This window comes from Stenotrophomonas sp. GL_111, assembly GCF_057835245.1.
Genome location: NZ_CM174421.1, coordinates 2,904,137 through 2,927,331, shown reverse-complemented (window position 1 = coordinate 2,927,331; position 23,195 = coordinate 2,904,137). Strand labels below are relative to the sequence as shown.

Sequence of the window (23,195 nt, the reverse complement as noted above, 5' to 3'; positions counted from 1 at the left end):
TGGAGGCCTGTCAGTCATCCCGGTTGCGGGAGAGGATCAACATGATCAAGTGGGCCATCATTTTCCTGGTCATCGGCCTGATCGCCGGTGCGCTGGGTTTCGCCGGCATTGGCGGCGCGGCGATCGGGATTGCGAAGTTCCTGTTCTGGGCCGGCATCATCATTGCCGTGGTGCTGTTCGTGCTTGGCATGACGGTGGCGAAGAAGGTCACTTAGACGCAGCGCATGGTTGGGGTGGAGTGCCACGCATGGCGTGGCACTACCTTTTTCCACGGTTACTGGAAGTAGAACGACACGCCCAGCCCGGCCTGCAGGTCGGGACTGTGGTTGTCCAGCCCGACGTCGAACGAGGCATCCAGCTGCACGGTGCGCGCGACCATCCAGGTCAGGCCGGCGCCGGCAATAGCGGTGTTGGGTTCGCCATCGGTATGGGTGAAGCCGGCCTCGACGTAAGTGCTCACCTGATCATTGAGGGCCAGGCTGAGGCTGGGCGACCAGGTGAAGCTGTCTGCCCCTGCGCCGCGGGTGGCATTGGCGTACAGCGCGCTGCTCCAGCGATCGTTGAAGCTGTATTCGTAGCTGGCGCCGAGGGCGTACTGGGTGCCGCCTTCGGTGAACGCGGCCGCGCCGGTGTCCAGCGTGGTGCTGGCCAGCAGGGCCACGGCGTGTTTGTCCGAGTTCAGCGGCAGGGCGTATTTGAGGGCAAGTCCGCTGTCGCCGGCGCCGTGTTCGGTGCTGGCAGCGCCGTCGCGCGGCCGGGTGCGCAGCTGGTTCCAGGGCGTGCCGAACGCCTGCAGTTCAAGGTTGGCGCCCAGGCCGATGCGCACATTGAGGTCGGTGCTGTACTGGGTGGACAGCGTGCCTTCGCCATCGCGGTCGCGGGTCAGGCTGGGCAGCCCGAGCTCCAGCGCGACACCCCCGCGAGGCAGGGTCGAAGGCGAGAAGCCGATCCCCGGGCGGTCGAACGCGGGAATCTCGGCATCGCCGTCCTGGGCCAGGACGGGCGAGGTGCACAACAACAGGGCAACGGCGGCAATCAGGCGCATCACGGTCTCCAAGGGGGCAGCGCATAGCGTCGTGGAACGACGCGCAGCGCGGCGTGAGGATACCGGTTGGCGCGGGGTGCGCGATCAGCGCTCGCGCATGCCGTCGCGTGTGGCGGGGCGGGTGAGGGCCAGCAGGCCATCGAGCAGGCGGGTCACGCGCGGGCGGCCATCACTGTCGATCGGATCGGCCAGCGACTGCAGCCAGAAGCCATGCGCTGCACGGCGCGCAGCGGTCAGGCAGGGGTCCTTGCCTTCGCTGGGGTGCAGTACCAACTGCGCCTGGATCCAGCACTTGAGCGCCTGGGCGATCTCCGGGTCGGGGCGTCCGCGCACGCTCTCGGCGTCGCGCGGTGCCAGGCAGGCCTGGAAGATCGCGGTGACATAGGCGCGCGAGAACCGGCCGTGCGCCATCGGGTCCTGTGCGATCAGGGCCTGCACGGCGCGGTCGAAATCGACCAGGGTGTCGGCGTTCGGATCGTCGGCCTGTTCGGCCATGCTGGTCAATGGAAAGGGACGGCTCATGCAGGTTCCTGACAGCAAGGGGGAGTGCGGGTGCGGCACGCCCGGTTCAATGCACCACGCTGCCCGGTGGCAGTTGCGGTGGCAGCTGGCCGGGCTGGGCCAGCACGGTGTTCAACAACGCGATCACCCGTTCGCCTTCGCCATTGCAGGCGAGTTCGAAGGTGGTCTGTCCGCCGAGGGCGGGCAGCGGGGTGTGCAGAATCCATTGCAGTACGCGGTGGCGGTCCGGCTCGATCTGCAGGGCCAGATTTGCCACACGACGTACGATTCCCTGGCGCATGGTCAGAATCCGTAGCTGAGTGAAAGGGCGGCGGAATCCATGTGGTCTCCGACGGTCATCGGGCTGTCTTCGACGGCGTCGGAGAGCAGGGTGCGGCGTAGCGATGCGGCAGCGGTCCAGCGCGGGCCCAGCGGCATCACCACCGACAGGTCCATGTACGGCGACACGCCGCTGCCGGCGCGGTAACGCGACAGGCCGCTGCGCCGCGCTTCGTTGTCGCTGATGCCGAAGTAGTAGTCGTTGAGCGCGCTGCCGGCGTAGCTCACGCCCACGCCCGGCACCAGCGTGACCCGGCCGGTGGGCAGCGGGTAGGCGTACTTGGCATCGGCCGCGATGCCGCCGCCATGGCCGCTGACTTCAGCCTGCACGTTGGCTTGCAGCACGCCCCAGGTGGCGCTGTGGCGCACGGCCATGCCGGCCATTGCCGAGAAGTTGCGGTTGGACAGCTGGCGGATCTGAAGATCGTCGCTGTCGTTGTGCTTGAAGCGCATCATGTACGGCGAGGCCATCACCGAAAGTTCGGTGCTGCCGGTATTGAGCAGCTTGTAGCCGACGCTGCCGCCGCGGAAGTAGAAGGCCTTGCCTTCGTAGCTGATGATCGGCGCGGCCAGGGTGTCGGTGTCATAGCCGGCATACGGCGACTTCAGCGCCACCACGGCCACGCCCAGGCTGCTGCGCGGCTTGGTGGCGGGATCTTCGGCGAGCGCCGGGGCGCTGGCCAGCACGGTGGCGGCAACCAGGCAGAGTGCAGCCTGTGAACGACGGGGAGCCTGGGACGGGAGGGGAGCGCAGTTACCTGCGCCGGGGAGGCGTGGAATGAAGCGGACGCGCATCTACCTGCTACTCACGGAAAGCCAATGGCGCATGGTGCCGTGGCTACATTGTCGGAACGTTGCGTCGGCCGGCGCGGTACCATCGGCAGCCGTCGCCCCCGGATCCTCCTGACGCCCCATGCGCATCCTGCTGCTCGAAGACGATCCGGAACTGGCCGGCGCGATCCAGGTGAGCCTGGGCCGGCACGGCATGGTGGTCGACGTGGTCGGCAGCATGGCGCAGGCGGGCGAGGCACTGAAGGCGGCGGTGCACCACATCCTGCTGCTGGACCGGCAACTGCCCGACGGCGATGGTGCCAACTTCGTGCGCACCGCGCGCAGCCTAGTGCCCAATCTGCCGGTGATCATGCTGACCGCACGCGATTCGGTGGCTGACCGCGTGGTCGGGCTGGACGTGGGCGCCGACGACTACCTGACCAAGCCGTTCGCGGTGGAGGAGTTGCTGGCACGGATCCGTGCGATCTCGCGGCGGCCCTCGCAGATCGCCTTGCCGGTGCTGGCCCTGGGCCGGCTGCAGTTCGATTTCGTGGCGCGCCAGGCGTCGGTGGACGGTGTGCTGCTGGTGTTGCCGCGCCGGCAGCTGCTGGTGCTTGAGGCGCTGGCACTGCGGCAAGGGCGCACGGTCGGGCGTGCGGCATTGCTGGAAGCGGTGTATGGCTTCGATGATGCGATCCAGTCCAACGCACTGGATGCGCACGTCTCCAAACTGCGTCGCGCGCTCACCGAGGCCGATGCGCGGGTGGAGATCCATGTGATGCGCGGCATCGGCTATCTGTTGAAGGACGTGGCATGAAGTTTCTCAAACCCGGCTCGCTGTCGTTCAGCCTTGCCTGGAAGATCACGCTGATCCAGATCACCATGGTCGGCGCCGGGCTGATCGCCATGGTGCTGATGTACGGCGATCGCGGTGCGGCCTATATCGACTGGCGCATGAGCGAATCGATCGCCAAGGCGATCGACATCCGGGGCGAGGCGCTGGTGGTGGATTGGGACGCGTTGGATGAGGCGGTGCCGGACCGCCCGGCCACCTTCTGGTTCGTGGCCACCGACGAGGAAGGCCATCGCCTGGCGCACGGCACGGTGCCGGAAATCTACCGCCCGCTGGTGGGCGAACTGCAGCATCTCGAACCGCTGGATATCCGCACCCGCACCCGGGGTGTGGACCTGGCCTTGCGCGTATGGGTGCGCGATGTGCCCGAGGGGCGCATCCACGTGATGATCGGCGGCATGCCCTCGCGCGGCCTGTGGCGGCAGATGCTGGTGGTGATCGGCTACCTCGGTGGATGGATCACGCTGCCGTTGATCGTGATCACGCTGGTGGTGGCGCCGTGGGCGATCCATCGCTCGCTGCGGGGGGTGAACCGGGTGGCGGCGCAGGCTGCGGCGATCCAGATCAACGAGCGCGGCGGTGGGCTGGACACACACGCCGTGCCGCTGGAGATCTTCCCGCTGGTGGACGCGTTCAACGCCGCGGTGCGCCGCATCGGGGAAAGCTACGACGCGCAGGACCGCTTCCTGGTCGGTGCCGCGCACGAGCTGCGCATGCCGATCGCAATCCTCGCCACGCGCATCGCCGATCTGCCGGCCGGACCTTCACGGACCCGTCTGCAGCGCGACCTGAGCCGGCTCAGCAATATCGCCGAACAGCTGCTGGACCTGCAGCGGCTGGATCACCACCGCAGCCAGTCGCAGCGGGTGGATCTGGCGGCGCTGACCCGCGAGGTCGCGGCCGATGTCGCGCCCTTGGTGGTGGACGCCGGTTACACCTTCGCGGTGGATGCTCCCGACCAACCGGTGTGGGTGCGCGGCGATCCTCATGCGCTGCACCGGGTGATTGCCAGCCTGCTGCAGAACGCGATCGCCCATGGCGGCGACCACGGCATGATCGCGGTGGCGTTGCAGGGCGATGGCGTGCTGGCGGTGAGCGATGAAGGTGATGGCGTGCCGGAAGAGGCGCGGCAATCCATCTTCGAGCCGTTCCACCGGCTGCGCCCCAGTGGTAGCGGCAGCGGTCTTGGCCTGTATCTGGCGCGCGAGATCATGCTGCGCCACGGCGGCACCATCGCCGCGGAAAGTGCCGCCGGCGGGGGCGCGCGTTTCGTGCTGGTGCTGCCGGTGGACCGCAGCGACAGCGTCCGCGCCTGATCCCGGGGGCGTAGCATGTGTGCACCCCTTGCATAGCCAGGCAGACCACGATGTCCTCCCAGCGCCCGTCGTTCCTCTCGCGTCTTGGCCAGCTGCTGTTCGGCGGCAACATGTTGCAGGGCACCGCCAAGGCGGTGTTCTGGGTGGGGGTCTACGTGGTGCTGCTGACCGTGTCGCTGGAGCTGCTGCGCCCGGGCTGAACGCGGCCAGGCATGACCTATGGCAGGCGAAGCCGGGCCGGGCGCGTGGGACAACGCAGGCGTCGTCCCCCTCCCTGCAGGTTGCCCCGATGCGTACAGCTCGCTTGCTTCGTACCCTGGCCATGTCCGGCGTGATCCTGTTGCCGCTGGTCGGTTGCGCCACCTACGACGATAGCGGCGCTCACGCGCGCTGCGAGGAGCCGGGCTGGGTCAAGGACCTGCCGCCGGAAGCCGCCAAGCGCGAGAGCCGCTGCAAGGACAGCGTGGAAGTCTGGAACAGTGAAGGGCGCAACAAGAATGACCCGCCGCTGGATTTCAGCGGCAAGAAAAAAGACAACTGAGCAACGCCCTGGCGTCGCCGCGGCTCACGGCCGTGGCGGCGCCGTGCCCGTGGCCGGCGGTTGCGCACACCAGGCGTCGATGGCCGTGGCGGTGTTGGCCAGGCCCTTGGCCTTGGCCAGCTCCCAGGGCCGTTCGCATTGCTGGGTATGCGCGCACCAACTGTAGCCCGCCGACCCGATGCAGCCATGCGCGTCGCGGTCCGAACCGGGCATCGCTGCAGGCGCTGGCGTCGGGGTAGGCGTGCTGCAGGCGGCCAGGGTGGTAGCCAGGAGCAGGGCGGGCAGTGATCGTTTCATCGGCGGGCTCCAGGGGAAGTGCGCATAGCCTAGCCGCAGACCAGGGCAAGGTCAGGTGAGTTCTCCGTGGCGCGCCCTTACCAGTGCATCGGGGCCGGCGCGACGCCCGGCAGCGAGGGAAACAGCGGCAGCACCTCTTCGGCCAGTTCCTGGATCACCTCGGCGGCCGGCCGTTGCGAAAACTGTATGCCCAGCGCCGCGTGGTTCACACCGGCGGTCCGCCATTGCTCCAGCAGCGTGATCAACCCGTGGCGGCCGGTGCGCAACGCGTAGCCGCCATCGATCGGGGTGCGTGGATGGTCGGGGTCGCTGACCAGGTCGATCCATTCGTTGGTCATATGCGGGCGGAAACCGCCATCGGCAATCCGGCGGCGCCAGTCGGCGATGCGCTGGCCCAGCTGCAGGGGGCCCTGCGCATGGTGGGTGGCATGCGGATAGGTCAGCCAGCCGTCGGCATGCTCGGCAATCCAGTCGAGGTCCTGGCGGCTGGAGCCGGTGACGATCAATGGCACGCGCCCGGCAACCGGCTTGGGCAGCAGCTCGGCACCCTGCAACCGGGTCAGCGGCGACTGCAGGTGGGCCTGCCCGGGTGCGAGCAACCGCCGAACATCCTCAACCGCGCTGGCGAAGCGTTCGCCACGTTGCTCCAGATCGATGCCATACGCCGGGAATTCCAGAGGCCGGTCGCCCGACGCGATACCCATCACCAGGCGTCCGCCGGAGAGCTGGTCGATGCTGGCGGCGGCCTTGGCCAGATCGATCGGATGGCGCAACGAGAAGATCGCGCTGCCGGTGGCCAGTGACAGCTGGCGCGTATGGGCGGCCAGCCAGGCCAGGTGGGTGAAGGGATCGAACAGCTGGCCGGCATCGCCGAACGCCGGATCGTACAACGGCACGTCGCGCACCCAGACGGCCGCGAATCCGTGGCGGTCGATCTGCTGGACGAGCGCGGTCTGTCCCTCCAGCACGCGCATGTCGCCCCGGTAAAAGCGCAGCGGCAGGAACAGGCCCAGGGTCATCTGCCCGGGCGCGAACATGCGCCGGTAGCCGGGATGGGCGGCGAACGCTTCGGAGGAAGCGCCGTGCAGGGGTTCACGGTCCAATGGCCACCTCCGGAATCGCGATGCCGCGCTGCACCGCAGAGCGTGCCGCCACACGTTCGTGCCACGCGGACAGATGCGGGTAGCTGGAAAAATCGAATGCGCACACGCGGGCGATATGGGTCCAGCCAAAGGTGGCGATATCGGCGATGGAATAGCTGTCGCCGGCCAGCCACGGGTGCGTGCGCAGCTGCCCGTCCAGGGTGGCGAAGCCGCGCTCGGTGAGTGCACGGAAGCGGTCTGTCACCACCGGCAGTGGCGGCTCGGCGAACATTTCATAGTGCACGCGCTGACCCAGCAGTGGTCCCATGCTGCTGGCATGGAAGGCCAGCCACTGGATCGCCGCCCAGCGCGCGTTGCCGGCCGGGAGCAGGCGGCCGCTGCGCTCGGCCAGGTACAACAGGATTGCAGCCGATTCGAACAGGGTGATGCCGTGCTCGTCATCCACCAGCACCGGAATGCGGCCATGCGGATTGAGCGCCAGAAAGGCCGGCTGCTGATGGTCGCCTGCGCCGATGCGGACGTGGTGCACCACATAGGGTAGCTGCAGTTCTTCCAGCGCGATGCTGATCTTGTAGCCGTTGGGCGAGGCGTCGGTATACAGGTGGAGCATGGGGGAACCCTCTCTACAGGTGAATGCAGGCGTTAGCGCAGCTGATGCCTGCGCTGGCGATAAATCCATGGTGAGCCTTTAAAGGCAGGACTAGAATCGATAGCTTCTGTGGGCAGGGAGGAGCTGGGCTGATGGGAAAGGTGATGCCGCTGCTGGCCCTGCGGGCCTTTGTCGAGGCTGGCCGGCTGGGCAGCATCAAGGCCGCCGCCGATGCGATGGGTGTGACCCCGGGGGCGGTCAGCCAGCAGATCCGTGTGCTGGAAGATCGGGTCGGCGCCCCGCTGCTGGTGCGTACCCGATTCGGCGTGCACCCCAGTGAGATCGGCGGCCAGGTGCATGCGCGGCTGCTGCGCTCTTTCGAGCAGATCCAGCAATGCCTGGACGAACTGGAACCGGCGCAGCGCCGGGCGCGGCTGACGGTCAGCACCGTGCCGTCCTTCGCGGCGTCCTGGTTGGTGCCACGGCTGGGCAGCTTTACGGCGGCGCACCCGCAGCTGGATGTGCGCATCGAGGCCAGCAATCGTCTGGTGGATCTGCAGCGCGATGCAGTCGACGTGGCGATCCGGCATGGCCTGGGCCACTACCCGGGCCTGCAGGTGACGCGGCTGATGGCGCCGGTGTTGGTGCCGGTGGCGAGCCCGGCGTGGTGCGCGCAGGCCGGGCCGATCCTGGCGCCCGCCGATTGCCTGGCGCATCCGCTGCTGCACGATGTGGAACGCGCCGACTGGCGTCTGTGGTTGCAGGCCGAGGGCGTGCCCGATGACCCGCGCAGCCGCCATGGCAGCGCCTTCGATGATGACCTGCTGCTGGTGCGCGCGGCCGTGGCCGGGCAGGGCATCGCGCTGCTCAGCAACCTGCATGTCGAGCACGAGTTGCAGGAAGGGCGGCTGTGCAAGGTGCTGGACCGGCCGTGGCCCTCGCGCTTTGCCTACTACGCGGTCACCACCGCCGAAGGGCTGGCGCGCCCTGAAGTGGTGGCATTCGTGGACTGGCTGCGCGAGCAGGCCGCGCAGGCCTGACGGTTCACCCCTCCATCACCGCCCATCGCGTGTGATCCGGGCAGGTGCCGCGGGGGAAGCGCGCGGCGCCATCGGCTCGTCCGTCTGCCAGGAGCATTCCCATGACGTCGTTCGCGTGCCTGCGTAACACCCTGTTGGCGCTTGGCCTTGCCACGTTGATCGCCCCGGCCGATGCCTGCACCCGAGTGGTCTATCTGGGCGCGGGGCAGGATGTGATCACCGCGCGGTCGATGGATTGGAAGAGCGATATCGCCACCAACCTGTGGGTGTTTCCGCGCGGCATGGCGCGCACGGGGCAGACCGGAAAGGACGCGATCCACTGGACCTCACGCTATGGCAGCGTGATTGCCAGCGGCTACGATATTTCCACCACCGATGGCATGAACGAGGCTGGGCTGTCGGCCAACCTGTTGTGGCTGGTGGAGTCGGGATATCCGCAGCAGCGTGGGCGCAAACCCGGGTTGGCCATTTCGCTGTGGGCGCAGTACATGCTCGACAATTTCGGCACCGTCGCCGAGGCGGTGGCGGCGCTGCAACGCGAGCCGTACGCACTGGTGACCGACAAGCTGCCCGGTGAATCGCGGCTGGCCACGCTGCATCTGTCCTTGTCCGATGCCAGTGGCGACAGCGCCATCGTCGAGTACATCGACGGCAAGCAGGTGATCCATCACGACCGCGCCTACCAGGTGATGACCAACTCGCCGGTGTTCGACCAGCAGTTGGCGCTCAACGCTTACTGGCAGCAGATCGGCGGCACGGTGATGCTGCCCGGCACCAACCGCTCGGCCGATCGCTTCGCGCGTGCGAAGTTCTACGTCAACGCCATTCCCAAGGCCGAAGACCCGGTGGTGGCATTGGCCAGCGTGTTCAGTGTGATCCGCAACGTGTCGGTGCCTTACGGCATCACCACCGCGGACGAACCGAACATTTCCTCCACGCGCTGGCGCACGGTGGCCGACCACAAGCGGCGCCTGTACTTCTTCGAGTCGGCGCTGACCCCGAATACCTTCTGGGTGGATCTGAACAAGATCGATTTCTCCCCGGGCAGCGGCCGCGTGCTCAAGCTCGATCTCGGCCCGGACCAGCGCAACGTGTTCGCCGGCGATGCGCTGGCGCAGTTCCAGCCCTCGGCTCCGTTTGCGTTCCTGGGCACGGGCGAGTGAACAGGGCCATGGCCGTCATGCGGCGGCTGAGCCCAGGTACGCGCGCAGCCGAGCCTGCATCGGGCTGACCGCGTCGGGAAGATCCAGGAAGTCGCGCTGGCGCATCCAGCGCCAGCACTGGCCTTCATCGCCAAACCGGATGTCCGCAACGTCGGCCGGGTTCCAGCGCGCCACAAAGAACCACGTGGGCAGGCCACCGGGACGAAGGGGCGGATACACCTGCCGGTGACGGATGCAGCCATCTGGCAACCGCAGCGCGAATTCTTCGTGCAGCTCGCGCAGGACGCATTGCAGAGGTGATTCATGGCCCTCTCGACCACCGCCCGGCAGATCCCAGCTTCCCGGGAAGGGGATCCCGGGCGTGGCGTCGCGCAGATACACCAGTACCTGGTCAGAGCAGAGCAGGGCGAGCTTGGCGCCGCTGAAGGGAGAATCTGTCATGCCAGGGCGCGGTCGATGGGAGCGTGCAGGGTGGCAGCAACTGGGGCACCTGCAAAGACGGCCTACACCGACTCCGCCATCAGGCTATTCCTCGTGGCCGCGTCGGTAGCGGACCAAATTCAGACTAATCCGATATTCCTGGACCGCGGGCAGCCGTATCGTGCTCATCGAGGGAAGGACGCCTCCCGTCGTGCGTAACCCGTCGTGGTGCCGTCGCCCAGTGGGCGAGGCGCCGCTGTGCCCCCCGCAAGGATGCCCCGCAGGAGCGATCAGCATGTTGATCAAAGTGCAATGCCTGGACCGCCGTTGGCGCGTTGTCCACCCCACTCATCCCGACCCGATCGCCTTCGCCGATGGGACGGTGGCCTTCGATTTCGCCGACGCGCTGGCGCGTGAACACCACGCCGAAACCGGCCGGGTCAGCGCGGTACGGGTGGAAGCGCACGATGCGTTCGTTGATGCGGTGCGCTACGGCTGAGGCCTGCGTTTGACGGCTGGCGAGGGCGCATTTTCGCCGTCATCGAGGTTGCGGCTCAGCCGCTGCAGGAAGTCGCCCAGCAGCATGGTTTCATCGACGCTGAAGCCGGCCAGCATGCGCGTATTGCCTTCATTGAGGATCTCGCGCGCCTGCGGTAGCCGCTGCAGACCCAGAGGCGTGGGTTCGATGCGCTGCGCGCGCGGGTGATGCGGATCGGGGGAGCGCTGGATCAGCTGGTCGCGCTCCAATCGGGCCAGGGTCTGCGCCATTGAAGGCTGCTCGACCCGCAGCAGCCGGGCCAGCTCGCTCTGGGTGTGGGCCTTGCCACGGCGCAGGGCGTCGAGCACCGGCAGGCTGGCCATACCCAGGCCCAGCGGGCGCAATTGAATTTCCGCACGGCGCGACAATTCGCGGGCCACCCGTTTGATCAGGAACGAGGGGACATTGCTCGGATCGGGGGTGTCCATGAGTGCGCTTTGGGGAGAAGTCATAGGGACCTATGATATCAAGCATAGGCCCCTATGAAGCGACCCGTGCGCGCGCTACTGCTGGGGGGATCCATCGACGGGAACATGCTCGGTCAAGCAGCAGGCGGTGCCTCAGCGGGAGGAGCGGAGACCGGACCGGGCCAGCAGGGTGATGTGACGCAGCGCCCCACCGCCCAGTCAGCCAACCGTCGGTTACCTAAATAGGGGATGAAATCAGCGACTTCCGGCCTATGTCGCGTTCCGAGCGTTTGCCACATCCTGTCGCCATTGAACACACGGCACCGAGGCGGGCATGAGGAGCAACACGATGAAACAGGGAACGCAGAAGTGGCTGTGGGCGGCGCTGCCGTCGATGCTGTTGCTGGGCGCATCGGCGCAGGCGCAGCAATACGATCGCTATGACGATGGCTACAACAGCGGGCCGGTGCGCTGTGAATCGATCAAAGGCCGCACCCAGCAGTGCCCGCTGCAGGGCCGTGCGCGCCTGGTGCGGCAGATTTCCGGCTCGCCCTGTGTGGAAGGCGAGACCTGGGGCCAGGCCCGCAACGGGGTGTGGGTGACCCAAGGCTGCCGGGCCGAGTTCATCGCCGAGCGCGGGCGTCCCTCGCACGGCGGCGGCTGGAATGGTGGCGGCGGTGGCTGGGGTGGGAATGGCGGTGGCAACGGCGGCGGTTGGGGTGGCGGGCGTGGCCAGGTGATCAGCTGCGACTCCAACGACCATCGCCTGCAACGCTGCAACGTCAGCATCCGTCGCGATGCGCGGCTGGTGCGCCAGACCTCGCGCACGGCCTGTATCGAAGGGCGTTCCTGGGGCTGGGACCGCGATGGCGTCTGGGTCAACGGCGGCTGCCGCGGCGAATTCCAGGTCAACTGAGCCGAGCGGCGCGATATCAGAAAAATCTGATACAGGTCACAGTTTGGATTCGCTATTGTCCGGGGCAGGAAGCCCTGGGCAATGGAGAGAGCACCACATGTTGATCCGCCTGCAGTTGGACCAGTGCCTGTGGCGCGTGCTGCATCCTGAGAAGGCCATGCCGCTGCGTTTCCGCGACAGCGCCAAGGCCTACGATTTCGCCGATGCGCTGGCACGCCTGCACCATGCCGACACCGGCCAGCGCAGCGCGGTACGCGTGGAAGCCGGGGGTGCCTGCGTGGAGGCGGTCAGCTACGGCTGACGGCGAGGGGGCCCTGACGGCGAGGCCCCCGGCCCGCGATGGCCGCGTCATGCCGACGCGGCCACATACGATCAGCTCGCCGCACTCAGCGGCTGGCCATTGCTGGCCAGCGTCGGCCAACGCTTGAGCACGGCCGCACGGATACCGGCGGCATCAATCCCGGCTTCGGCCAGCAGGTCTTCGCGGCTGGCGTGGTGCTGGAAGCCGTCCGGCAGGCCCAGGTGCAGGAACGGGCGCAGCACGTCTTCGGCATTGAGCAGTTCGGCTACGCCGGAACCGGCACCACCGGCCACCACGTTGTCTTCGATGGTGACGAAGCCTTCGTGGCTGGCGGCCAGCTCCAGCAGCAGCGCCCGGTCCAGCGGCTTGATGAAGCGCATGTTGACCACGCTCAGGCCCAGTTCGCGGCCCACCGCTTCGGCGGCCGGGACGGTGCTGCCGAAGGCGAGCAGGGCGATGCGGCGGCCCGGCACGCGCAGCTCGGCCTTGCCGATTTCCAGCGTGGACAGGTCGGTACCGGCGGCGACACCGGTGCCGCTGCCGCGCGGGTAACGCACGGCCGCCGGGCCGGCGTACTGCAGGCCGGTGGACAGCATCCTGCGGCACTCGGCCTCATCAGCCGGCGCCATCACCACCAGGTGCGGCACGCAGCGCAGGAAGCTCAGGTCCAGGTTGCCGGCATGGGTGGCGCCGTCCGGGCCGACCACGCCGGCGCGGTCGATCGCGAACAGCACGTCCAGCTCCTGCACGGCCACGTCGTGGACCAGCTGGTCATACGCGCGCTGCAGGAAGGTGGAGTAGATCGCCACCACGGGCTTGGCGCCCTGGGTGGCCATGCCGGCGGCCAGAGTCACCGCATGCTGCTCGGCGATGGCCACGTCGAAGTAGCGCTGCGGGTATTCCTTGCTGAAACGGACCAGGCCGGAGCCTTCGCGCATCGCCGGGGTGATGCCCACCAGCCGCGACTCGGCGGCGGCGGCATCGCACAACCAGTCACCGAACACATCGGTGTAGGTCGGCTTCTTGGCGCCGCCCTTGGCGATCAGGCCCTTGTCCGGGTCGAACGGGCCCACCGCGTGGTAACCGATCTGGTCACCCTCGGCGCGCTCGTAGCCCTTGCCCTTGGTGGTCATCACGTGCAGCAGCTTCAGGCCCTTGAGGCCCTTGAGCGTCTTCAGCGTGGACACCAGCGCCGGAATGTCGTGGCCATCGATCGGGCCGGTGTAATGGAAGCCCATTTCCTCGAAGAACGTGGACGGCACGAACATGCCTTTCCAGTGTTCTTCCCAGCGCTTGACGAAACGCGCGGTCGGGTTGTTCTTCTTGTCGCCGAGGATCTTCTTGCCGCCTTCGCGCAGCGCGTTGAGCGTGCGGCTGCCGGTGGCACGGCCGAGCATCTTGGTGAGCCCGCCGACCGCCTCGGAGATCGACATGTTGTTGTCGTTGAGGATCACCAGCAGGTTCGGCTCGCTGTCCATGCCGCCGGCGTGGTTGAGCGCCTCGTAGGCCATGCCGGCGGTCATCGCGCCATCACCGATCACCGCGACCACCTTGCGGTCGTCGCCTTCGAGCTGGCGCGCGATGGCCATGCCGAGCGCGGCCGAGATCGAGGTCGAGGAATGGCCGACGCCGAAGGTATCGAACTCGCTTTCCTCGCGCTTGGGGAACGGCGCGATGCCGTCCTTCTGCTTGACGGTGTGGATCTCGTCGCGGCGGCCGGTCAGGATCTTGTGCGGGTAGGTCTGGTGGCCCACGTCCCAGACCAGCTGGTCGACCGGGGTCTGGTAGAGGTAGTGCAGCGCGACGGTCAGTTCGATCACGCCCAGCCCGGCGCCGAAATGGCCGCCACTCTTGCCCACCGACTCGATCAGGTAGGCACGCAGTTCATCCGCGATGGCGGGTAGTTCGGATTCTTCGAACCTGCGCAGGTCATCCGGTGACTGGATGCGCGACAGGCGGGGATAGCGGGCGGAGTCGATCATGTTTATCGCGCTTCTTCTGAGCGCCTATTTTCGCCCCCAAACGGGGGTGGGGCAAGCAAACCGCCTTTGCAGTGAGCAAACGGTGACGGGGCTGCGTCAGATGGTCGCAGTTCAGGCCGCCAGCTTGGAGCGTTTGGGCAGCTGCGCGCGCAGGAACGCCATCTGGTCGGCCAGGATGTTGCGGTTGGACAGGATCATGTGTTCGATCCAGCTGGGCCGGTACGGCACGGCCAGCAGCGGCATGCCGGCCTGCTGCGGGGTGCGGTCGCTTTTGCGCGAATTGCAGTGGAAGCAGGCGGTGACCACGTTCTCCCAGATGTCCCGGCCGCCCTTGGAGATCGGCATGACGTGGTCGCGGGTCAGTTGCGGGCGATTGAACTGCTGGCCGCAGTACAGGCACAGGTGCGAATCGCGGGCGAACAGCGCCTGATTGGACAGGTTCGGGGTGGGGTCGAGCGCGCGTGAACGGGCATGTCCGCGCGCGGCGATGATCGGATGCAGGTCCATGCCGCTCTGCAGGCCGGTCATGCGGCTGGTGCCGCCATGGATGTGCAGGCAGGGATCGCCCAGAGTCCAGGCAACGGCATCGCGGGCGTAGAGGCAGGCGGCATCCTGCCAGTTGATCCAGTCCAGCACGCGTCCGTGGGCATCCAGGGACAGCAGGCGGACGGTGCCGGGCCGATGCAGCGTAACGATCGGCGACGCCTCGGCGACCGGGGCGGATGAGGCTCCGGTATCGATCAGACCTAAGCGTGTAGTGTCTGTCTCCATCGGGAAAACAGCTTATACCGGATTCATTGCGATTTGGGTATCACCAGCGGCGGCAATATCCCAATCGCAATGAATCCGGTCCGCGCATTCCCCCCAAAACCCCGCGCCGGACGGATCACGGGGGTAGTGCCGGCCGCTGGCCGGCACCCCATGAACCTTCGGAATCGCGTGCGAGGTTGCCGGCCAGCGGCCGGCACTACCTGATCAGCCGATCAGCCGAAATGCGCGTCGGTCATCGCCATCAGCGGTTCGGCGCCGCTCTGGATCGCGGCGGCGTGGCCGAGCGTGCGCGGCAGCACGCGGGCGAAGTAGAAACGCGCGGTTTCGCGCTTGGCCTGCTTGAACGCCTCGCTCTGCGCGGAGGCATCGGCGGCGGCGACGCTGCGGGCCCACCAGTAGGCCAGCACCACGTAGCCGGAATAGAACAGGTAGTCGTAGCTGGCCGCGCCGAGTTCTTCCGGGTTGGCGGCCGCGCGCTGCAGGGTGGCCAGGGTCAGCTTGCCCCATTCGTCGGCCTTGGCGCGCAGCGGGGCGATGAACTCGGCCAGCGCCGGGTTGCCCTCGTTGGCCTGGGCGAAGGCCTCGATCTCGGCCAGCATCAGCTTCAGCCCGGCGCCCTGGCTGGACGCGGTCTTGCGCCCGATCAGGTCCAGCGCCTGGATGCCGGTGGTGCCTTCATACAGCGTGGTGATGCGCGCATCGCGGGCCAGCTGCTCCATGCCGTGCTCGCGGATATAGCCGTGGCCGCCGAAGCACTGCAGGGCGTTGTACGTGTTCTCGATGCCCCATTCGGTCTGGCAGGCCTTGGAAATCGGGGTCAGGAAGCTGACCAGGGTATCGGCGCGCTCACGTTCACCCGCGTCATCGGCATGGTGGGCGACATCGACCAGGGTGGCCGCGTGCAGGGCCAGCAAACGGCTGCCTTCCACCAGCGACTTGATGGTGAGCAGCATGCGCCGCACGTCCGGGTGGACCAGGATCGGGTCGGCCGGCTTTTCCGGGTTCTTCGGGCCGCTCAGCGAGCGCGACTGCAGGCGCTCACGGGCATACTTGAGGGCATTCTGGTAGGCGCGCTCGGACAGGCCGATGCCCTGCAGGCCGACGCCCAGACGCGCGGTGTTCATCATGGTGAACATGGCCTGCAGGCCCTTGTGCGGCTGGCCGACCAGGTAGCCTTCGGCGCCGTCGAAGTTCATCACGCAGGTGACCGAACCCTTGATGCCCATCTTGTGTTCGATCGAGCCGCAGCGCAGCGCGTTGCGTTCGCCGACCTTGCCGTCGCGATCGACCTTGAACTTGGGGGTGACGAACAGCGAAATGCCCTTGGCACCGGCCGGGGCATCGGGCAGCTTGGCCAGCACCAGGTGCACGATGTTGTCGGTGAGATCGTGCTCGCCGGCGGTGATGAAGATCTTGGTGCCGGTGATGGCGTAGCTGCCATCGGCGTTCGGTTCGGCCTTGGTCTTGAGCAGGCCCAGGTCGGTGCCGCAATGCGGTTCGGTGAGGCACATGGTGCCGGTCCAGCGGCCTTCGATCAGCGGCTTGAGGAAGGCGTCCTGCTGCCAGGCCTCGCCGTGCTGCTTGAGCGCTTCGATGGCGCCGTGCGAGAGCAGCGGGAAGTTGCCCCAGGCCAGGTTGGCGGCGTTGATCATTTCGTTGAGCGGCACACCCAGGGTGTGCGGCAGGCCCTGGCCGCCGAGTTCGGGGGCGGCGGTGAGGCCGGTCCAGCCGCCGTCCACGAACTGCGCATACGCCTGCTTGAAGCCGGGCGGGGTGGTCACCTCGCCCGTGGCCTGGTCGAGCACGCAGCCGATCTCATCGCCCACGCTGTTCAGCGGCGCCAGCACGGTGGTGCTGAAGCGGCCGGCTTCTTCGAGCACGGCGTCGACCACGTCGGCGGTGGCATCGCTGAAGCCCAGGCGGGCGAACAGCGGTTCAACCTTGAGTACGTCATGCAGGGCGAAACGGATATCGGAAAGCGGGGCGGTGTAGCTGCTCATCGTCAGGTCTCGATCAGGTGCAAGGGGAGGCGGAGTGTTCGCCGGTCAGCGCAGCACGCCAGGCAGGCCGGGGGCCTGGTTGAGGGTGCTGCGGCTGTCGATATCGAAGCTGCGTTGTTTCTTTTCCTGCGGGGTGGCGCTGACCGTGCCCTTGAGGGCGTAGCCCAGGGTGCGGTTGCCGGCCAGGGCATCGGCCATGACCAGGCGGGCGCCGGAGCTGGGCTGCAGCTGCAGGGTGATGACGTCGGCGGAGACGCCGCCGATGGAGAGTTTGGGCTGGGTGCTGAGGGTGCCGGCCGCTTGATCGCCAACCGTGAACTGCAGGTTGACGTTGTCAAAGCTCATGGGCATGGAGCTGAAGTTCTGCAGGCGCAGGGCAACATCCCAGCCACCATCGGCGCGTACGGTGAGCTGCTGGACGCTGGCGGCCGGGGGCGAGACGCGCTTGACGACGCCGCTGTTGCAGGCGGCCAGGGCCAGGGCGGTGCCGGTGGCCAGGGCGATGAGCAGGGCGGTACGGAAGCGGTGGTGCATGGGCGCAATCCTCGTGCGGGTGCTGCGTGGTTGAAAGCATACTACGGCGTATGGTGGTTGTGCTGCCTTTGCGGGCGGCTGTGGGGAAGGGTAGTGGGTATAGGGGCGTTTGGGGTCTGGCTGAATGCGGAGAGCGCGAGGTGCAAAGCTGCAGAGCGCAGAGCGTCGTGGCTTGGTTGCTGGCGGGAGGAGGGCGGGCGTGGGTGGAGATGCGGGACACGCCGTAAATCCATCCATGGAGGCTTGTCAGCGGCATCCATGCCGCCGACAGTCCCGCTTCTCCACCCACGCCCGCCCTCCGACACTGTGCGGGTGGCCACGGGAAAGCGGTGGGCTGCGTTGGGATTCGCTGCCATGCCACCAGTGGCTACTTCTGTGCGGGGCAACCATCTGCCGAAGGCCAGCGCATTCCATCCGTGACAAGCCTCGTGCGGGTGGCCACGAGACAGCCTTGGGCTAGGCTGTGGACGTTGCGTTGGCATTCCTGTGCGCATCAGCCAACTGTCGATGGGGTGGGGCATTGGGCTTGGCAGGACTGTCGGCGGCATGGATGCCGCTGACAAGCCTCCATGGATGGATTCACGGCGTGTCCTGCAAAGCCCAATGCCCCGCCCCAAGCCCGCAGAAGGCGAGCGGCCGCTTTTGATCTTGCTTGTGCTTCAAGGCTTCACGGCTTCACGGCGAACCAATGGCGGAAGACGCACGCCAGCGCATCTTGGTTGTTCAGGGGGGTACGAAACATCGCCGCTCATGTTCACTTTCACGGGGAAGTATCCATGCGTTCGTACAAGTTGCAGCCGTTGGCCCAGGCCATCCGCGGGGGCCTGTTGGTGTCGGTACTGGGCGTGACCGCGCCGGTGTTGGCGCAGCAGGCCAGTTTCGATATCGCCGGGGGGCGCATTGAAGAAGCCCTGCCCGAGTTTGCGCGCCAGGCCGGCATCCAGATCATCAGCCCGGCCGTGGGCGACCGCGAAGGCGGCGTCGCCGTGGCCGGCCTCAAGGGCCAGATGGATGCGCGCCAAGCCCTGGAGCAGCTGCTGAGCGGCACGGGGCTCAGTGTCGCCTCCGATGATGGCCGTACGATTACATTGCGTGCCAATCGTCCGCTGCTGGCTTCGCTGGGTGGCAGCGCGCTGCTGGCCGCGCAGAGCGCTGCACCGGTGGTGGCACAAGCAGCGCCGGCGCCGGAAGCGCCGCGCGACCCGCCCACCACGCTCGACCAGATTACCGTCGTGGGTACCCAGATCAAGGGCGCCAAGAGCGCCGCGCTGCTGCCCGTGGCCACGTTGCAGGCCGAACAGATCGAAGCGACCGGCGCCGTCTCCGGCGACGAGTTGTACCGCTCGATTCCGCAGATGGGCGATGTGTCCTTCAGTGGCACCAACGGCGGCAACAGCTCCAACTACGCGCGTGGTGACATCGCTTCGGTCAACCTGCGCGGCCTGGGGGTGGGCAACACCCTGCTGCTGATCAACGGCCGCCGCACCGTCGTGCATCCCACCAGCCAGGCCGATGGCAACCTGGTGCCGGTGCTGACCTACAACGCCAACACCATCCCGGTGGCCAACCTGCGCCGGGTGGAGGTGCTGCTCGATGGCGCGGCTGCGATCTATGGCACCGACGCGGTGGCCGGTGTGGTCAACAACGTGCTGCGCGACGACGTCGATGGCGGCACCATCAGCGTGCAGCGCGGTATCGGTGAGGGCACTAATCTGCGTGACCTCGGCATCAACGGCCTGGTCGGAAAGAATTCCAAGGACCTGCGCAGCAACGTCACCCTGGCCTTCAATTTCTACAACACCACCGGACTCAATTCGCTGGACCAGGACTGGACCCGCAGCGCCGATCGTGGCCCGGATTTCGTCGGCACCGCGTTTGAAGGGCTCAGCGGCACCGACAACCGCAACAGCAACAGCCCCTGGGGCAACTTCACTGCGATCGGCCCGCGCGTGCGCCAGGGCAGTACCTTCCTGACCACCGCGGCCGGCGCCTTCCACGTGCAGCCCAACACCAACGAGGGCTGCAACGCCGCCCTCGGCCAGGGCCTGTGCGTGCAGTCCGGCAGCAAGGCCACCGCCGGCGCCGACCGCAACCTGCTGGACAACCAGCAGGCGCAGTTCCCGCTGTCGATCACCCCCGATGTGCGCCGGGTCAACCTGTTCCTCACTGGCAAACATGATTTCGAAAACGGCATCACCGCCTTTGGTGAGGCCGGTTGGTACCAGTCCAAGGCGCAGAGCCTGCAGTCGGGCGTCAACACCATTTCCGCGCTGCCGATGACGGTAGCCGCCAGCAACTACTGGAACCCCTTCGGCGCTACCCGCCTGCCTGATGGCAGCCTCAATCCCAATCGCCTGGCCAACCTGAATGTGGCCGCCGGCGGCATCCCGGTCAGCATCAGCAGCTACCGCTTCGAGCGGCCCACGGCGATCGACGTCAAGAACACCCAGGTGCGCGCGTTGGGCGGCCTGCGCGGGTTCCACTTCGGCTTCGACTGGGAAACCGCTGCGTTGTACTCCAAGGCCAAGGTTGTGGATACCCAGGATGCGGTCAGCATGACCCTGTTCCAGCAGGCGCTGACGGATTCAACTGCGGCGGCCTACAACCCGTTCTGTGGTGGCTGCAACGATTGGAGCAAGCTGGACCGGTTCTTCTACAAGGCCTCGCGTATCAGCGAGACCGAGCTGTACCTGTGGGACATCAAGGCCTCGCGTCCGGACCTGTTCCGTACCTGGGCCGGCGATGTCGGCATGGCCACCGGGCTGGAGGTGCGCCGCGAAACCCAGCGCGATGACCGCGATGCGCGCGTGGACGGCAGCATCACCTACACCGATCCGATCACCGGCATCGGCTACCCCAGCGACATGTACGGGGTCAGCCCGACCCCGGATACCGAGGGCTCGCGTACCGTGGCCGGCCTGTTCGCCGAGTTCTCGGTGCCGCTGGTGTCGCGCGCGATGGGCATTCCGCTGGTGCGCGCGCTGGACCTGCAGGTGGCCGGTCGCGCCGAGCACTACAGCGATTTCGGCAACGTGACCAAGCCCAAGCTGGCGTTGGGCTGGACCGTGATCGATGGGCTCACCGTGCGTGCATCGTGGGCCAAGGGCTTCCGTGCGCCGAACCTGGAGCAGGTGAACGCCACCGTGGTCAGCCGTTCCAATACGCGCACCGACTACATCCAGTGCGAAGCCGACGTGCGCTCCGGTGCGCTGGCCTCGATCAATGCCTGCGGCAGTACCTATCGTTCTTCCACCACCGCACGGCGCTCGGGCAACCCGGACCTCAAGCCGGAAACCTCGACCAACACCAGCGCCGGCATCGTGTTCCAGCCGCAGTTCATTCCCGAGCAGTACGGCCGCTTCACCTTCGCGGTGGACTACTACAAGTACGAACAGGAAGGCATCATCGGCCTGTTCGGTGAGGGCAATGGGCTGATCCTGGATTACATGCTGCGCCAGCAGGGCAGCAGCAACCCCAACGTGGTGCGTGCGGCCCCCAGCGTGGACGACATCGCGCGCTTCGCCGGCAGCGGGCTGGATCCGGCCGGCAAGGTGCTGTACGTGACCGACCAGTACGTCAACATGCAGCCGCAGACCGTGCGCGGCGTGGACTACAGCTTCGCCTGGAGCTCGCCGGAAACCCGCGTGGGGCGTTTCGATGTGGGCATCAATGGCACCCGCCTGATCGAGTTCTACCGCGAACGCTCGCCGGCACTACAGGCACTGGAAGACGCCAAGGCCAGCGGCCTGGTCGATCCGTCCATCGCCATCACCGGCGGTGGCGACCTGATCGGCGATGGCGGCAACCCGCAATGGAAGTGGAGCGGCAACCTGACCTGGCGCTATGCGAACGTCACTGTCGGAGCCAGTGCGCGCTATGCCAGCAGCTACAGCGAAACCAGCCTGACCCTGGCCGATGGCACACCGTGGACGGTGAAGTCACAGACCCTGGCCAACGCCTTCGTCAAGTACGACTTCCAGCACGAGGGCCTGTTCAACGGGGTCTCGATCAAGCTGGGCGCCAACAACCTGGCCGACAAGCGGCCGCCGGTGTCCGATGACAGTTATGGTTACTCCTCGGCGGTGTACCAGGCGTATCCACGTTACTGGTATGCGAGCGTGACCAAGGCATTCTGAGTGGCAGTTCCCTTCCACGCGGGCCCGGCTCCGGCCGGGCACCGCAGCAGGAGTTTCGATGGGCGCTAGATTGGCAGCAGAGCGGGCGTTGTGGTTGGCCGAGCATGTCCTGCCGTGTGAGCAGGGCCTGCGCGACTGGCTGCGGCGGCGCATGGCGCAACCCCAGGATGTGGACGACGTGATCCAGGAAACCTACGCGATCCTGGCCGCCATGGCCGACGTGGCGCATGTGCGCCAGCCGCGCGCCTATGTCTACCAGGTGGCGCAATCGGTGGTGCTGCAGCAGCTGCGTCGCGCGCAGGTGGTATCGATTGAAATGGTGGCCGAGTTCGATCGGCTGCCGATCACCGGTGAGGAAGCATCACCGGAACGGCTGGCGTCTTCGCGCCAGGAACTCAACAAGGTCACCGCGCTGATCGCGCAGTTGCCGGACAAATGCCGCCAGGCATTCGTGCTGCGACGGGTGGAAGGGTTCTCCCAGCGGGAGATTGCCGAACGCATGCAGATCAGCGAGAACACGGTGGAAAAGCACGTGTGCAAGGGTATTCGGTTGTTGATGGAGTCGATGAAACAGGATGCAGGACATGCAGGGTCCACAGGGAAACCGGACAACACGGAGGCGGTCCATGCACGGCGCCGTTGAAAACCGGATCGATGACGAGGCCGCCCGCTGGGTGGCCTGCGAAGATCGCGGCCCGCTCGATGCGGCGCAGGCGGCCGAGCGCGATGCCTGGCTGGATGCCGACCGTCGCCACTTCGGCGCCTACGCCCGCGCGCATGCGGTGTACGCGCGCAGTGGCCGTGCCCGTGCACTGGGCAGCGCCGACCGCGTGCCGCACTCACGCCCGGTTGCCGGGCCGCCGCCGCGGCTGCAGTGGGCGATGGGGCTGGCGGCCACGCTGTGCCTGATGGCGCTGGGGGTGCACGAACACAGCGATGCCGGCGACTACCACCTCACCCGCAAGGGCGAGATCCTGCGGGTGCCGCTGGCCGACGGCTCGGCGGTGACCCTGGATTCCGGTGCGGCGGTGCGCGTGCATTACACCGACAAGCGTCGCGAGATCACCCTGCTGCGTGGCGAGGCGCTGTTCGATGTGGCCAAGAACCGGGCGCGTCCGTTCGTGGTCACCGCGCGCGATACCGCGGTGACCGCGGTGGGCACCAGTTTCTCGGTGAGCCTCAACGAGCAGCGCACCAACGGCGTGGAGGTGCTGGTACGCGAAGGCATCGTCGACGTCGCCAATGCCAGCGGTGCCATCGCGCCGACCCGGTTGCAGGCCAACCATCGCGCGCTGGCCAATCGCAGCCACGGCATCCGCATCGAGAATGTGGCCCACGACGACCTGGATCAACAGCTGGCCTGGCGCGAGGGCATGCTCTCGTTCAATGGCGACACCTTGTCGGTGGCCGCCGCGCAGTTCCTGCGCTACAGCGACGTGCGCATCATGATCGACGACCCGCTGGTCGGCAGCCGCCGCATCGTGGGCCTGTACTCGGCCAACGACCCGATCGGGTTTGCCCGCAGCGTCGCGCTCAGCCTCGGGCTGGACGTGGAGCAGCAGGGCAACGATGTCTGGCTGCGCACCCCGCACAACGCCTTCCACAGCGCCCCGCGCTCACTGCAATGAACCA

Annotated in this window: 26 protein-coding genes; 13 read left to right on the top strand and 13 right to left on the bottom strand. The window is 67.1% G+C overall.

The window, feature by feature from the left end:
* The first annotated feature begins 41 nt into the window (after positions 1-41).
* Positions 42-215 (top strand): DUF1328 family protein, encoded by a 174-nt coding sequence (locus AC3IPM_RS13090; RefSeq protein ID WP_489300338.1) that lies wholly within the window; start codon positions 42-44, stop codon positions 213-215.
* 59 nt (positions 216-274) lie between these two features.
* Here AC3IPM_RS13090 and AC3IPM_RS13085 read toward each other — a convergent pair whose 3' ends face one another.
* The 4 genes from AC3IPM_RS13085 to AC3IPM_RS13070 form a co-directional block, all read right to left on the bottom strand.
* Entirely contained in the window at positions 275-1,045 is a 771-nt protein-coding gene (locus AC3IPM_RS13085) for a transporter (RefSeq protein ID WP_489300336.1), read from the bottom strand.
* 84 nt (positions 1,046-1,129) lie between these two features.
* On the bottom strand, positions 1,130-1,567 hold the full coding sequence (locus AC3IPM_RS13080) for a hypothetical protein (protein WP_489300335.1): 438 nt from the start codon (positions 1,565-1,567) through the stop codon (positions 1,130-1,132).
* A 46-nt stretch (positions 1,568-1,613) separates the two neighbouring features.
* The gene (locus AC3IPM_RS13075) at positions 1,614-1,847 is read right to left on the bottom strand and encodes a hypothetical protein (protein WP_489300334.1); all 234 of its coding nucleotides are present in this window, start codon (positions 1,845-1,847) and stop codon (positions 1,614-1,616) included.
* 2 nt (positions 1,848-1,849) lie between these two features.
* Positions 1,850-2,572, bottom strand: coding sequence for a MipA/OmpV family protein (locus AC3IPM_RS13070; RefSeq protein WP_489300333.1), 723 nt, complete (start codon positions 2,570-2,572; stop codon positions 1,850-1,852).
* A gap of 226 nt (positions 2,573-2,798) precedes the next feature.
* Between AC3IPM_RS13070 and AC3IPM_RS13065 the strand changes: the two genes are divergently transcribed.
* From AC3IPM_RS13065 to AC3IPM_RS13050, 4 genes are all read left to right on the top strand, one after another.
* The gene (locus AC3IPM_RS13065; protein ID WP_489300332.1) at positions 2,799-3,473 is read left to right on the top strand and encodes a response regulator transcription factor; all 675 of its coding nucleotides are present in this window, start codon (positions 2,799-2,801) and stop codon (positions 3,471-3,473) included.
* On the top strand, positions 3,470-4,825 hold the full coding sequence (locus tag AC3IPM_RS13060) for a sensor histidine kinase (RefSeq protein WP_489300331.1): 1,356 nt from the start codon (positions 3,470-3,472) through the stop codon (positions 4,823-4,825). Before AC3IPM_RS13065 ends, AC3IPM_RS13060 begins: the two co-directional genes overlap by 4 nt.
* A gap of 50 nt (positions 4,826-4,875) precedes the next feature.
* A complete protein-coding gene (locus AC3IPM_RS13055; RefSeq protein WP_489300330.1) occupies positions 4,876-5,025 on the top strand; it encodes a hypothetical protein in 150 nt (49 codons plus the stop codon).
* A gap of 89 nt (positions 5,026-5,114) precedes the next feature.
* The gene (locus AC3IPM_RS13050; RefSeq protein ID WP_489300329.1) at positions 5,115-5,366 is read left to right on the top strand and encodes a hypothetical protein; all 252 of its coding nucleotides are present in this window, start codon (positions 5,115-5,117) and stop codon (positions 5,364-5,366) included.
* Positions 5,367-5,390: 24 nt separating this feature from the next.
* Here the strand turns inward: AC3IPM_RS13050 and AC3IPM_RS13045 are convergent, their stop codons facing one another.
* The 3 genes from AC3IPM_RS13045 to AC3IPM_RS13035 form a co-directional block, all read right to left on the bottom strand.
* Positions 5,391-5,663, bottom strand: a complete 273-nt coding sequence (locus tag AC3IPM_RS13045; RefSeq protein WP_489300327.1) for a peptidase — start codon at positions 5,661-5,663, stop codon at positions 5,391-5,393.
* A gap of 77 nt (positions 5,664-5,740) precedes the next feature.
* Entirely contained in the window at positions 5,741-6,766 is a 1,026-nt protein-coding gene (locus tag AC3IPM_RS13040; RefSeq protein WP_489300325.1) for an LLM class oxidoreductase, read from the bottom strand.
* Positions 6,756-7,376 (bottom strand): glutathione S-transferase family protein, encoded by a 621-nt coding sequence (locus AC3IPM_RS13035; RefSeq protein WP_489300324.1) that lies wholly within the window; start codon positions 7,374-7,376, stop codon positions 6,756-6,758. The genes AC3IPM_RS13040 and AC3IPM_RS13035 overlap by 11 nt, the downstream gene beginning before the upstream one ends.
* Before the next feature lie 131 nt (positions 7,377-7,507).
* Between AC3IPM_RS13035 and AC3IPM_RS13030 the strand changes: the two genes are divergently transcribed.
* Together AC3IPM_RS13030 and AC3IPM_RS13025 are read left to right on the top strand one after the other, a co-directional pair.
* Positions 7,508-8,395: a LysR substrate-binding domain-containing protein gene (locus AC3IPM_RS13030; protein ID WP_489300323.1), complete on the top strand. Its 888-nt coding sequence runs from the start codon at positions 7,508-7,510 to the stop codon at positions 8,393-8,395.
* A gap of 101 nt (positions 8,396-8,496) precedes the next feature.
* A complete protein-coding gene (locus AC3IPM_RS13025) occupies positions 8,497-9,558 on the top strand; it encodes a linear amide C-N hydrolase (RefSeq protein ID WP_489300322.1) in 1,062 nt (353 codons plus the stop codon).
* Between the two features lie 15 nt (positions 9,559-9,573).
* Here AC3IPM_RS13025 and AC3IPM_RS13020 read toward each other — a convergent pair whose 3' ends face one another.
* Positions 9,574-9,999, bottom strand: a complete 426-nt coding sequence (locus AC3IPM_RS13020) for an NUDIX hydrolase (RefSeq protein ID WP_489300320.1) — start codon at positions 9,997-9,999, stop codon at positions 9,574-9,576.
* Between the two features lie 274 nt (positions 10,000-10,273).
* On the opposite strand from AC3IPM_RS13020, the gene AC3IPM_RS13015 reads away from it, so the two are divergent.
* Positions 10,274-10,477: a hypothetical protein gene (locus tag AC3IPM_RS13015; protein WP_489300319.1), complete on the top strand. Its 204-nt coding sequence runs from the start codon at positions 10,274-10,276 to the stop codon at positions 10,475-10,477.
* Here the strand turns inward: AC3IPM_RS13015 and AC3IPM_RS13010 are convergent.
* Positions 10,468-10,944, bottom strand: a complete 477-nt coding sequence (locus tag AC3IPM_RS13010) for a MarR family winged helix-turn-helix transcriptional regulator (protein WP_489300317.1) — start codon at positions 10,942-10,944, stop codon at positions 10,468-10,470. The two genes, AC3IPM_RS13015 and AC3IPM_RS13010, sit on opposite strands and share 10 nt — an antisense overlap.
* Before the next feature lie 328 nt (positions 10,945-11,272).
* On the opposite strand from AC3IPM_RS13010, the gene AC3IPM_RS13005 reads away from it, so the two are divergent.
* Together AC3IPM_RS13005 and AC3IPM_RS13000 are read left to right on the top strand one after the other, a co-directional pair.
* On the top strand, positions 11,273-11,839 hold the full coding sequence (locus tag AC3IPM_RS13005; RefSeq protein ID WP_489300316.1) for a DUF3011 domain-containing protein: 567 nt from the start codon (positions 11,273-11,275) through the stop codon (positions 11,837-11,839).
* A gap of 97 nt (positions 11,840-11,936) precedes the next feature.
* Positions 11,937-12,140 carry a hypothetical protein gene (locus tag AC3IPM_RS13000; protein ID WP_489300314.1) on the top strand — a complete coding sequence of 68 codons (204 nt, stop codon included), beginning with the start codon at positions 11,937-11,939 and terminating at the stop codon, positions 12,138-12,140.
* A gap of 71 nt (positions 12,141-12,211) precedes the next feature.
* On the opposite strand, the gene dxs is transcribed toward AC3IPM_RS13000, so the two are convergent.
* The 4 genes from dxs to AC3IPM_RS12980 all read right to left on the bottom strand — a co-directional run bounded on the left by dxs (position 12,212) and on the right by AC3IPM_RS12980 (position 17,427).
* On the bottom strand, positions 12,212-14,122 hold the full coding sequence (gene dxs, locus AC3IPM_RS12995) for a 1-deoxy-D-xylulose-5-phosphate synthase (protein WP_489300312.1): 1,911 nt from the start codon (positions 14,120-14,122) through the stop codon (positions 12,212-12,214).
* Positions 14,123-14,233: 111 nt separating this feature from the next.
* Positions 14,234-14,893 (bottom strand): HNH endonuclease, encoded by a 660-nt coding sequence (locus AC3IPM_RS12990; protein ID WP_489300311.1) that lies wholly within the window; start codon positions 14,891-14,893, stop codon positions 14,234-14,236.
* Positions 14,894-15,105: 212 nt separating this feature from the next.
* Positions 15,106-16,893, bottom strand: coding sequence for an acyl-CoA dehydrogenase C-terminal domain-containing protein (locus AC3IPM_RS12985; protein ID WP_489300310.1), 1,788 nt, complete (start codon positions 16,891-16,893; stop codon positions 15,106-15,108).
* A gap of 45 nt (positions 16,894-16,938) precedes the next feature.
* Complete coding sequence (locus AC3IPM_RS12980) at positions 16,939-17,427, bottom strand: hypothetical protein (protein WP_489300309.1); 489 nt, start codon at positions 17,425-17,427, stop codon at positions 16,939-16,941.
* Between the two features lie 776 nt (positions 17,428-18,203).
* On the opposite strand from AC3IPM_RS12980, the gene AC3IPM_RS12975 reads away from it, so the two are divergent.
* Genes AC3IPM_RS12975 through AC3IPM_RS12965 form a run of 3 tightly spaced genes read left to right on the top strand, consistent with a single transcriptional unit; the run spans position 18,204 to position 23,191 of the window.
* Positions 18,204-21,563, top strand: a complete 3,360-nt coding sequence (locus AC3IPM_RS12975; RefSeq protein ID WP_489300308.1) for a TonB-dependent receptor — start codon at positions 18,204-18,206, stop codon at positions 21,561-21,563.
* Positions 21,564-21,621: 58 nt separating this feature from the next.
* On the top strand, positions 21,622-22,206 hold the full coding sequence (locus tag AC3IPM_RS12970) for an RNA polymerase sigma factor (protein WP_489300307.1): 585 nt from the start codon (positions 21,622-21,624) through the stop codon (positions 22,204-22,206).
* Positions 22,190-23,191: a FecR family protein gene (locus AC3IPM_RS12965; protein ID WP_489300305.1), complete on the top strand. Its 1,002-nt coding sequence runs from the start codon at positions 22,190-22,192 to the stop codon at positions 23,189-23,191. Before AC3IPM_RS12970 ends, AC3IPM_RS12965 begins: the two co-directional genes overlap by 17 nt.
* Positions 23,192-23,195 lie beyond the last annotated feature (4 nt).

What these genes read in the sequence shown, in the direction of transcription:
- AC3IPM_RS13045 (WP_489300327.1), bottom strand. Translation starts at nt 5,663, where the DNA reads ATGAAACGATCACTGCCCGCCCTGCTCCTGGCTACCACCCTGGCCGCC.
- AC3IPM_RS13055 (WP_489300330.1), top strand. Translation starts at nt 4,876, where the DNA reads ATGTCCTCCCAGCGCCCGTCGTTCCTCTCGCGTCTTGGCCAGCTGCTG.
- AC3IPM_RS13085 (WP_489300336.1), bottom strand. Translation starts at nt 1,045, where the DNA reads ATGCGCCTGATTGCCGCCGTTGCCCTGTTGTTGTGCACCTCGCCCGTC.
- AC3IPM_RS13080 (WP_489300335.1), bottom strand. Translation starts at nt 1,567, where the DNA reads ATGAGCCGTCCCTTTCCATTGACCAGCATGGCCGAACAGGCCGACGAT.
- AC3IPM_RS13025 (WP_489300322.1), top strand. Translation starts at nt 8,497, where the DNA reads ATGACGTCGTTCGCGTGCCTGCGTAACACCCTGTTGGCGCTTGGCCTT.
- AC3IPM_RS13030 (WP_489300323.1), top strand. Translation starts at nt 7,508, where the DNA reads ATGGGAAAGGTGATGCCGCTGCTGGCCCTGCGGGCCTTTGTCGAGGCT.
- AC3IPM_RS12975 (WP_489300308.1), top strand. Translation starts at nt 18,204, where the DNA reads ATGCGTTCGTACAAGTTGCAGCCGTTGGCCCAGGCCATCCGCGGGGGC.
- AC3IPM_RS13065 (WP_489300332.1), top strand. Translation starts at nt 2,799, where the DNA reads ATGCGCATCCTGCTGCTCGAAGACGATCCGGAACTGGCCGGCGCGATC.
- AC3IPM_RS12985 (WP_489300310.1), bottom strand. Translation starts at nt 16,893, where the DNA reads ATGAGCAGCTACACCGCCCCGCTTTCCGATATCCGTTTCGCCCTGCAT.
- AC3IPM_RS13005 (WP_489300316.1), top strand. Translation starts at nt 11,273, where the DNA reads ATGAAACAGGGAACGCAGAAGTGGCTGTGGGCGGCGCTGCCGTCGATG.
- AC3IPM_RS13090 (WP_489300338.1), top strand. Translation starts at nt 42, where the DNA reads ATGATCAAGTGGGCCATCATTTTCCTGGTCATCGGCCTGATCGCCGGT.
- AC3IPM_RS13015 (WP_489300319.1), top strand. Translation starts at nt 10,274, where the DNA reads ATGTTGATCAAAGTGCAATGCCTGGACCGCCGTTGGCGCGTTGTCCAC.
- AC3IPM_RS12965 (WP_489300305.1), top strand. Translation starts at nt 22,190, where the DNA reads ATGCACGGCGCCGTTGAAAACCGGATCGATGACGAGGCCGCCCGCTGG.
- AC3IPM_RS13075 (WP_489300334.1), bottom strand. Translation starts at nt 1,847, where the DNA reads ATGCGCCAGGGAATCGTACGTCGTGTGGCAAATCTGGCCCTGCAGATC.
- dxs (WP_489300312.1), bottom strand. Translation starts at nt 14,122, where the DNA reads ATGATCGACTCCGCCCGCTATCCCCGCCTGTCGCGCATCCAGTCACCG.
- AC3IPM_RS12970 (WP_489300307.1), top strand. Translation starts at nt 21,622, where the DNA reads ATGGGCGCTAGATTGGCAGCAGAGCGGGCGTTGTGGTTGGCCGAGCAT.
- AC3IPM_RS13060 (WP_489300331.1), top strand. Translation starts at nt 3,470, where the DNA reads ATGAAGTTTCTCAAACCCGGCTCGCTGTCGTTCAGCCTTGCCTGGAAG.
- AC3IPM_RS12980 (WP_489300309.1), bottom strand. Translation starts at nt 17,427, where the DNA reads ATGCACCACCGCTTCCGTACCGCCCTGCTCATCGCCCTGGCCACCGGC.
- AC3IPM_RS13010 (WP_489300317.1), bottom strand. Translation starts at nt 10,944, where the DNA reads ATGGACACCCCCGATCCGAGCAATGTCCCCTCGTTCCTGATCAAACGG.
- AC3IPM_RS13000 (WP_489300314.1), top strand. Translation starts at nt 11,937, where the DNA reads ATGTTGATCCGCCTGCAGTTGGACCAGTGCCTGTGGCGCGTGCTGCAT.
- AC3IPM_RS13035 (WP_489300324.1), bottom strand. Translation starts at nt 7,376, where the DNA reads ATGCTCCACCTGTATACCGACGCCTCGCCCAACGGCTACAAGATCAGC.
- AC3IPM_RS13020 (WP_489300320.1), bottom strand. Translation starts at nt 9,999, where the DNA reads ATGACAGATTCTCCCTTCAGCGGCGCCAAGCTCGCCCTGCTCTGCTCT.
- AC3IPM_RS13050 (WP_489300329.1), top strand. Translation starts at nt 5,115, where the DNA reads ATGCGTACAGCTCGCTTGCTTCGTACCCTGGCCATGTCCGGCGTGATC.
- AC3IPM_RS12990 (WP_489300311.1), bottom strand. Translation starts at nt 14,893, where the DNA reads ATGGAGACAGACACTACACGCTTAGGTCTGATCGATACCGGAGCCTCA.